Origin of the sequence: Desulfosporosinus sp., assembly GCF_014237355.1 — a bacterium.
Classification (GTDB): Bacteria; Bacillota; Desulfitobacteriia; order Desulfitobacteriales; family Desulfitobacteriaceae; genus Desulfosporosinus.
In genome coordinates, this window is record NZ_JABZFS010000065.1 from 81,194 (window position 1) to 89,845 (window position 8,652).

8 protein-coding genes are annotated in these 8,652 nt (G+C 40.8%); 1 reads left to right on the plus strand and 7 read right to left on the minus strand.

Translation table 11 applies throughout. From position 1 onward, the window contains the following. Positions 1 to 11: 11 nt before the first annotated feature. Entirely contained in the window at positions 12 to 950 is a 939-nt protein-coding gene (locus tag HGJ98_RS14780; RefSeq protein WP_291352176.1) for a 3-hydroxyacyl-CoA dehydrogenase family protein, read from the minus strand. Positions 951 to 1,082: 132 nt separating this feature from the next. Beyond that, positions 1,083 to 2,819, minus strand: coding sequence for a sulfoacetaldehyde acetyltransferase (gene xsc, locus HGJ98_RS14785; RefSeq protein WP_291352177.1), 1,737 nt, complete (start codon positions 2,817 to 2,819; stop codon positions 1,083 to 1,085). A 199-nt stretch (positions 2,820 to 3,018) separates the two neighbouring features. On the opposite strand from xsc, the gene HGJ98_RS14790 reads away from it, so the two are divergent. Further along, positions 3,019 to 3,948, plus strand: a complete 930-nt coding sequence (locus HGJ98_RS14790; protein ID WP_291352178.1) for a LysR family transcriptional regulator — start codon at positions 3,019 to 3,021, stop codon at positions 3,946 to 3,948. Between the two features lie 203 nt (positions 3,949 to 4,151). On the opposite strand, the gene HGJ98_RS14795 is transcribed toward HGJ98_RS14790, so the two are convergent. From HGJ98_RS14795 to HGJ98_RS14815, 5 genes are all read right to left on the minus strand, one after another. Next, the gene (locus tag HGJ98_RS14795; protein ID WP_291352179.1) at positions 4,152 to 4,400 is read right to left on the minus strand and encodes a MoaD/ThiS family protein; all 249 of its coding nucleotides are present in this window, start codon (positions 4,398 to 4,400) and stop codon (positions 4,152 to 4,154) included. After that, complete coding sequence (locus HGJ98_RS14800) at positions 4,397 to 6,295, minus strand: aldehyde ferredoxin oxidoreductase family protein (RefSeq protein WP_291352180.1); 1,899 nt, start codon at positions 6,293 to 6,295, stop codon at positions 4,397 to 4,399. Before HGJ98_RS14800 ends, HGJ98_RS14795 begins: the two co-directional genes overlap by 4 nt. Before the next feature lie 6 nt (positions 6,296 to 6,301). Next, positions 6,302 to 7,501, minus strand: coding sequence for an iron-containing alcohol dehydrogenase (locus tag HGJ98_RS14805; protein ID WP_291352182.1), 1,200 nt, complete (start codon positions 7,499 to 7,501; stop codon positions 6,302 to 6,304). Between the two features lie 62 nt (positions 7,502 to 7,563). Beyond that, complete coding sequence (locus HGJ98_RS14810) at positions 7,564 to 7,701, minus strand: hypothetical protein (RefSeq protein WP_291352184.1); 138 nt, start codon at positions 7,699 to 7,701, stop codon at positions 7,564 to 7,566. Between the two features lie 159 nt (positions 7,702 to 7,860). Beyond that, a complete protein-coding gene (locus tag HGJ98_RS14815) occupies positions 7,861 to 8,433 on the minus strand; it encodes a TetR/AcrR family transcriptional regulator (protein ID WP_291352186.1) in 573 nt (190 codons plus the stop codon). Positions 8,434 to 8,652: the final 219 nt, after the last annotated feature.

Genomic DNA, 8,652 nt, shown 5'->3' on the forward strand with positions numbered 1-8,652 from the left:
TGTCACTCCCCTTATACATCACAAGGTTTGTATTTATTCCAAAGCTTAAGTTGTTCAAGCAGAACTGTTAGCCTTTTCTGTGTCACTTCTTCTCTTTTGCCTTGATCATATTTATAAAATCCTTCACCGGTTTTGATACCTAATTTTCCCTCGCTCACTTTATCTGTAACTATTTTAGGTACGCTAGTATCGTTGCAAAGATCCGGGAAAATTATGTTATTCACAAAAGCTACAGTATCGAGTCCAACAAAATCCATAGTATTGAAAATCCCTTGCCAAGCTGACTTGAAGCCAACCGCCGCCATAGTTGTTTTATCCAAGTCCTCCGCAGATACTACGCCTTGATCCAGAAGATTAAGGGCCTCTCTGGTCATAGCCAACTGCATACGGTTTACCAAGAATCCTTTGATAAATCCATTGACAACTATGGGTGTCTTGCCGCACAGTTCCAATTCTTTTCTTAACCATTCAACAGCTTCTGTCTCGGTTGTCTCATTCCTGACAAGTTCAACCAGCGGAAGTATCTGAGGAGGATTGAAAAAGTGTGCTACAAAAAACTTACCCGTCCGGAAATTCGGGAAAATTTCCGGCAAAGGTAACGAAGATGTATTACTTACTATAATGGCATCTTTTTCACATAATTTATCTAACTGACCATAAAGCTGTTGTTTAATATCCATTCTTTCGGGTACAACCTCAATGACTAATTTAGCTCCCTTGACAGCTTGTTCCAAAGAAGTTGAAATCTCAAGTTTAGACATATACAGCTCAGCATCATTTTCAATAATATCCATCGCCTTCATAGTCTGAAGACTGTTGTAAATACTTTCTTTGCCCTCCTCCAATGCTTTCTGCACAAGATCCGTAAGTACCACTTCATGGCCGCCCATTAGCCAAATTTGAGCAATTCCGGGTCCCATAACCCCTGCTCCAATCACGGTAACCTTCATCATTCTTTTCCCCTTTCACAAGTTTTATTAAGACTCCCTCTGGAGACATCGCCGAAGTCTCGATGTTCAACTTTAGCTGAACGAGTTTTACTTTTAAGTTCTTGAATTAACCAGATTAGAAATCTGATTAACTCACCAGTTCCTAACATCGAGATGTTGATATTTGGGAAGAAGACGAGTAGGCATCCTCAAAGCATCTTTTCTAAACGGCGGAGCGAGTTGTGTTCCATCACAGACAATTTCTAAAACAAATGGTTTACGCAAGTTTAAGGCTCTCTCTAGTGCCGGTCCAACGTCTTCCGGTTTAACCACTCGGATGCCTTCAGCGCCCATCGCCACAGCTACCGGCACAAAGCTTTCAGGATTAGGGATTTCCGCCCCCACGAAACGGTTGTTATAGAAATCTACTTGATTTTTCTTTTCAGCACACCAAGCGCCGTTTCTAAAGACAATTGCTACAACTGGTAGGTTATGTTCAACAGCAGTGCTTACCTCATGTAAACTCATTCCCCATGCTCCGTCCCCTACTATACAAACTACAGGTGCCTCGGGACTGGCCATCTGCGCCCCTAAAGCTGCAGGGTATGAAAATCCGGTGTTTCCAAAGGTAAGTGCCGCAATGTGCTTGCCCGTTCCTTTAAACTCCAGATAACTGTTAGACGTTGAAGCTACATTACCAATATCTGTAGCCACGATTGCATTTTCCGGCATTACCTTTTGGATTTCTAACAAGGCACGACGGGGATTGATTGGCACGCCATCAACCATGGCCAAGCTGATGAGCTCATTTCTCCATTCCTGAACACGTTCTTGGATCATATCTATACGGGCTTGATCTACTTTCGGAGTAGATATTTTTGTTTCCAGTCTCTTTAGGATCTCAACAGCCGCTTCCTTGGCATCCCCTATGATTCCTACTTCCACGGGATGAGTCCGAGCAAGATTCCTAGGGTTTATATCAACCTGGATGATTTTTGCACTTTCCGGGAAATAGTTGATATCATATTGCGGCAAAGTACCGAAGACTGATAACCTAGTTCCAAGAGCAAGAATTACATCCGCTTCCGCCAATGAGTGCATGGCTGCTTTTGATCCCATGTAACCGATCGGTCCAACCCAAAGAGGATGGTCACATGGAAAAGCATCATTGTGCATGTAAGTGCAAGCAACGGGAGCGGTGAGAAGTTCTGCCAGTTTTGCCACAATATCAGTAGACTTAGTGTCCACAACCCCGCGACCAGAGACAATTACGGGTTTTTTAGCAAAAAGCAGAATCTCAGTTGCTCGATCAAGAGATTCTCTAGACCCGCAACCACGTTTATCGACTCGGTATTGATGTGGTTCTAAGATTTGATCCTCACATTCACCATAAAAATAATCACGAGGGATATCATAAAGTACTGGCCCCCGCTCTGCATAAGCAATACGGAAAGCGGTTCTTAAACAATCTGCTGCTCGCTTCGGATGAGGAACTTGAATGGTCGCTTTAGTAATAGCTTTGAATATTTGTACAGTATCTGCCTCCTGGAAGCCATCCCAACCTATCGTTGGCGTACCAGCAGACGGACAAATAATGACCATAGGTGTATGTGCAGAGTTAGCGGCAGCCACGGAAGTAACCATATTAGTGATTCCCGGGCCATTTTGTCCGATGATAACACCACATTTTCCGGTAACACGACAGTAGGCATCTTCCATATGTCCTGCTGATTGCTCGTGACGAACCGGTACGAATTTAATTCCGGCTGTCGGAAATAAGTCTAATAGATCCATAAACGCAGAACCAAGAATACCGGTTACATGGTCGACGCCCTCCGCTAAAAGTGTCTCACAAATTGCTTCACTGGGTGTCATTTTAACTTTTACCATTCGTTTATTTCCTCCTCTACCTTCGATGGCTTTAAAACTTAACCTCTTATATAGTTTCCCTTTCTATCATCATCATATATTCCAGTAATCTCTTTGACCAATCGATTCTTTATATCCAGCTAGATAAGCAATATGAATATGTTATATAATTAATAATGATCTTCTACTTGACCGAAACTGCAAGGGAGGTTTTTATCTAATGCGCTTAGAACAACTGTACTATCTTTGCGAAATTGCTAAAAACAAATCAATCTCTTACACTGCTGAGCTCGTTCATATCAGTCAACCCGCTCTAAGTAGTGCGATTCACAAACTCGAATTAGAGCTTGGAGTTAAATTACTCAATCGCTTTCGGCAAGGAGTATATCTGACAGAGGAAGGGGAAAAAGTTGTCAAGACTGCAACTGAAGTATTGGCTAAAATAGAAGAATTAGAACATGATTTGGCTTTATCCAAAGAAGCAAAACAAAACTCAGTCGAAAGCTTGACTCTTTACACAACTCAACAGTTAGGCAATACGATATTATCCAAGGTATTAATTCATTTTCATCAAGAGTACCCTCATATACGCCTAAATTTAAAAGAAACCAATTCTTTAAGGGTTATTTCAAACTTTCAAGCTGATAATTGTTCCCTTAGTTTTATTGCGATATCTGACGATATTTTAAAAAAGTATTCGAAGACACAGGGAAAAGGATATAATTTCAATTTTGAAAAGCTTCGAAATGGGAAATTATACGCTGTGGTTGGCAAAAACCATCCCTTAAATAAATTTAAGAATGCCTCTTTAGAAGAAATAGTTAAATATCCCATCATAATCATTGAGAACGGCTGTCTTCCCTATGCTGAAATGCTAAAAAAATATGGGGATCCCGATATTCTTGTTCATTCTGACATTTTTGCTTCTTCATCAGACTTTATAAATAAGGGGTTTGGAGTAGCGCTGGCATCCTCATTTTTTATTATTCCTGATACTGATTTCGTCTATATTCCAATTAGTAATAACATAAAAGTATCTCTCGGCCTTGTTTGGCCTGAAAACTATAATCTCGACCTTATTCAGCAGAAATTTGTTAATTTCTGTATCGAGGCTTTTAAAAAAAATAAGCCTACTAAAAATAAAAACTAAGTTACTGCCGGAGTTTTTAACCAACCACATAGCCTTGCCTAAAGTGGTTAGAGGGCCCGTTTTATAACTTGATTGAAGAATTACACCAGTGTTGAGCAACCGCGACAAGGATTATCCTCTCACTAAAGAGACAAAAGACTATCTCTCAAAAAAAGATAGTCTTTTGTCTCTTTAACTTTTGCGAGTTCTAGAAAAGTCCCACATTATCCCCCGCTTGAAGGACTAAGTAAAGCCAACTCATCTCCTTCCTTGAGTACGACAGAAAAGCGTTTTTTTCCAGTGATGTGCTGATTATTGAGAAACATAATTGCCTGTGTCAGTAACTGTTCTGAAATATTAGGACAGCTCTGTACGACCTCATTTAAAACCTCTCTTACTGTACCTTCTTTTACAAGCAGTTGCCTTATATTAGAGTCAACACTGATCAGGCCAAAAAACTTAACAGTAATCATAGACTATACCCTTCTAAACCCAGTTTTTTAAGCCTACGTTTCGTTGGCACACCCTGTTCATCCCAGCCTCTGATTTTGTAGTAATCCTGAATCATTACTTCTAGTTTCACCTTACTATCCGGGTCATCTGCCCTTTGAAGCTCACTTGTAAGTCTCTTAGGCAGGGTATCATCACTACTCTTCAGTCCTTGTCTAATGTTGATAATCCTTTCAAGATTATAACCCCGTTCGCCTGTCTTCAGGAAACTCCCGATAGTCACCTTAAGGCCTGTCACTAGTCTAAGTGACGCTGGATGTGGCAGTACCCCCTTCAGGTTAAAGCTCATTAACCAAGCGTTGTTATGCAAAAAGCCCACCAACCAGCCATAATAAGGTATAACTCTGTTAATAAACCTTACCAGACTTTTATTAGGATTATTTATCAACACCTGAGGGAGTAAGGAATAGGTAGTAAACAGGCACGTTCCACCAGCTGATACTGCTTCCATCAAATCTTGAAAGAAGATGGTATAGGCCGCTTTTCCTTTGGCAATCCTTCCACTAACATTTAGTCCCAGCCCTTCGAGCACAACAAGGTAACCTCCATTTAAGTGACACCCACCTCTGTTTGACGTTGCATACCCTAATCCCATTCCCTGTGCTGCACGTGGCTCATAAGCAGCAATTTCAAGTCCTTTTACATTCATTGCGAAATCCCTGCCACCATATTTGTCAGCAATACGTTTTGTTCCTTCTGCCAATTCATTCCCAATTCCCTCGCGGGTTGCTACTTTTTTAACTAATTCCTCCAGTCGTGAGCAATCGCCAAAGGTCAATCCATTCTTCCATAAACCTTTTTCATTTAGCTCCATTGCAAAACCAACCGTACTGCCAAAGCTAATGGTATCAATTCCATACTCGTCGCAAAGATGATTGAGGTTTAAGATGCTTTGCATATCATTGTTAAGCAAATTGCTGCCAAGCAAGCCTAATGTTTCTAACTCAGGTCCTTTAACCTCTTTACCATAGGCTTTAACTACCCTGCCACATTGAATTGGGCAAGTTACACAGCCTTTGTTCTTGATTAGGTGATCTTGCCTTAATGTTTCGCCATTAATCCTTTCAAAGTCATGATAACTCCCCCTAGAATAATTCTTGGTAGCAAATTGGTTGCGATAATTCATCATACTTACAAGTGATGCAGTTCCAAGCTTTGGTAACTGCTGGCCTGTAAGTATGTGTTTTTTCAAGGACTTTATCCAATTAAGGTTGTGATTTTTAAAATTTTGTTTATCGAACGTCTCAGTACTCTCTTTTCCACTAGCGATAATACCTTTAAGGTTCTTGAAACCAAACACAGCACCAACTCCGCCACGCCCCGCTGCCCGTTCCTCACTAATAACTGCAGCATACCTAACCATATTTTCTCCGCCAATACCTATAACGAACTTACCTATGTTTTTACCACCTAACAGGTCTTGTACCTCACTAGTATTTTTGCCCCACAAATGTGTCGCATTTCTGATTGAAATATCTTCAGTCGTAATCTCAACATATACCTTTTCTTTGCTTTTTCCACAAATAACAAGTCCATCGTAACCAGCACGCTTAAGATGCAATCCAAAGCTTCCACCACAATTTGAAGACACTAAGAGGCCTGTCAGAGGAGAAATTGTAGAGACGTTAAACCTTGATGAACATGGGGATGTTGAACTGGCAAGGGGAGAGGTAGTGATCACTATAATATTCTCTTCAGAAAAAGCTTCCACTTTACTCTTAAAAGAATCATAAATGATCTTTGCAGCCAGCGTTTTGCCTCCTAAGAACATTTCACGATCCTTATCCGATATGGTATAGTCCCCCACTGTCCCAGTACTCAGATTGATCTTAGCGATTTTCCCAGCATAACCAAACATAATTACCTACTCCTTAATAATATGATAAATATTATTTATATCCTTTTTGGACATTATCTTTGGCACTGGGTAAAGCGGGTTGCTTTCGGCCAAAGCACGTTCTACCATCAAAGGAATATCACTTTTAATTATCCCTTGCACTTTATTGGGAATCCCCATACTTTCGTTGAGCCTTTTAATAGCTTCAATAAACTTTATGGCCTTTTGTTCACTTGTGTCCCCTGGTAAACTTAGACCAACTACATCAGCAAGTTCTGCTAAAGATTTGTGTGCTGATTTACCATAATACTCTAAAACATAGGGCAGGATGATGGCATTAGCTAGGCCGTGAGGAACTGAGTAAAATCCCCCCAGAGTATGAGCAATCGCATGTACATAACCAACATAGGCACGTGTAAATGCAAGACCGGCCAAAAATGAAGCTTCTTGCATATTCTTACGTGCTACAAGGTTTTTGCCGTTGGAATATGCCTCAAAGATGTTTTCAAAAATTAACTTTACCGCATCTCTACCGTACTGTTTTGTCTCTGTTGTGTTACTTCTACCAATATAAGCCTCGACGGCATGTGTCAAAGCATCAATCCCGGTGGTTGCAGTAATATGCGGTGGCAAATTAACAGTAAGCACCGGGTCAAGTACCGCATACTGTGGAACGAGTGAAGTGTCATTGATTGCATACTTTTCATGGGTTCTACTGTCGGTTATAACCGCAGCAATTGTGGTTTCACTCCCTGTACCGGAAGTGGTTGGAATAGCAAATAAAGGAGGGATTCTTTTCAAAACCTTAAACACCCCCTTCATCTTAGAAATACTCTTTTTGGGTCTTGCTAAACGTGCACCTACACCCTTTGCACAATCAATCGGAGAGCCGCCGCCAAAAGCAACTATACCTGTACAGTTGTTTGCTTTGTACATCTGCAACGCATCCTCAATGTTATCAATGGTTGGGTTCGGAACGGTTTGGTCATACACAACAAAGTCTACACCCGCATCACTTAAACCTTCAAATAATCCCTCCATAAGTCCAAGGGCTACAATCGTTTTATCCGTTACTATCAAGACGCTATCTACATGCTTACTTTTTATTAGCTTCGGTAGCTTATTTAAGCTGTTCTCTCCCTGTATAACCTCTGGCTTACGCCAGGGCAGGATATAAGCGAATACTTTGAAAACACTTTGATAAATCCTGCAATACAATTTGTACATTATAAACGCCTTCTTTCGATTTTGAGTTGGAACTCCTATCCAATCCCAAGGCTTCCACTATTTCAAGTGGGAGGGGCCACAGTACCTGCTTCGGTGGGGGTAAAGTCCTTCTTCATCGCAAAGGGTTCCTTTTGGGATAGAGCAGCTCGGCGAAACCATCGACCAGAAGCTTTCGTCACGCGAAGTTTGATGTTTAGCATTAGGTGAACGAGTTCTCTAAGCAATCACATCTATTAATCGTGCCTTTATCTTCTTATAATCTTTCAAGATATTGACAAAAATGTTCGGACAGTCGCCTCCCTCCACCTAACGTTTGTAAATCGACCAGTCGTCCGACCGGCCGATAAGGCTTAAAATTATTATTCAACCTTAGCAATAAAGTTGGCAATCCCGTCAATTGGAATTATATCTACACCAAGCCTCCACTGGATTGTGAAACCATCAAGTGCCGCCAGTATTATATGGGATAGTATTTCATAATCGACCGTTCCTTTTTTCAACACCTTTCTGAGCCCATTTTCTAGTGTCATTCGCCACTCCCCATATTTTTCCCTAAAGCGTTGTTTAAGAGGTTCATTACTTGTTACCGCATCACCAACGAGATAGAGATGTAGCTTACCTCTTGTTTCCGCAGTTGATATTCTCTCGAATACTACCCTTAATATTTCCTCCGGTGGAGTGTTATGCTCTATATTATCTATCCAAGCCAATAGTTCTTCAGTCATTTGTTTAAGATGAATATCTGCAATGTCATAGATAATATCATTCTTATTCGAATAATAGTAATATAATGTTCCTTTGCTTATTCCAACTTCTTTTGAGATATCTGCCAAACTAGTATTTTTGACACCCTTCTGTGCAATCAATTTACTAGCTGCATCAAGTATACTTTGTCGTGTATTAATTTGTTGGCTGTCTTCTTCATTAATCACTTTCTCACCCCATATCAGTCGGTCGGCTGACCTAACTTAATGTTAATTTAATTCCATTTCATTGTCAATGTATTTGCATTTCTTTTGATAGATTCATCTCCTCGGGTTCGACAGTCCGTAGGCATAAGAAGCGCCTCAAAACCTTGTGGCCCAAGGACTTGAGGCACCTGTGGATAACTTGCCGTGTGTCTACGTTTTTGACCCCTTCTGAAGGGAAAT

What these genes read in the sequence shown, in the direction of transcription:
- HGJ98_RS14780 (WP_291352176.1), bottom strand. Translation starts at nt 950, where the DNA reads ATGAAGGTTACCGTGATTGGAGCAGGGGTTATGGGACCCGGAATTGCT.
- xsc (WP_291352177.1), bottom strand. Translation starts at nt 2,819, where the DNA reads ATGGTAAAAGTTAAAATGACACCCAGTGAAGCAATTTGTGAGACACTT.
- HGJ98_RS14790 (WP_291352178.1), top strand. Translation starts at nt 3,019, where the DNA reads ATGCGCTTAGAACAACTGTACTATCTTTGCGAAATTGCTAAAAACAAA.
- HGJ98_RS14795 (WP_291352179.1), bottom strand. Translation starts at nt 4,400, where the DNA reads ATGATTACTGTTAAGTTTTTTGGCCTGATCAGTGTTGACTCTAATATA.
- HGJ98_RS14800 (WP_291352180.1), bottom strand. Translation starts at nt 6,295, where the DNA reads ATGTTTGGTTATGCTGGGAAAATCGCTAAGATCAATCTGAGTACTGGG.
- HGJ98_RS14805 (WP_291352182.1), bottom strand. Translation starts at nt 7,501, where the DNA reads ATGTACAAATTGTATTGCAGGATTTATCAAAGTGTTTTCAAAGTATTC.
- HGJ98_RS14810 (WP_291352184.1), bottom strand. Translation starts at nt 7,701, where the DNA reads ATGCTAAACATCAAACTTCGCGTGACGAAAGCTTCTGGTCGATGGTTT.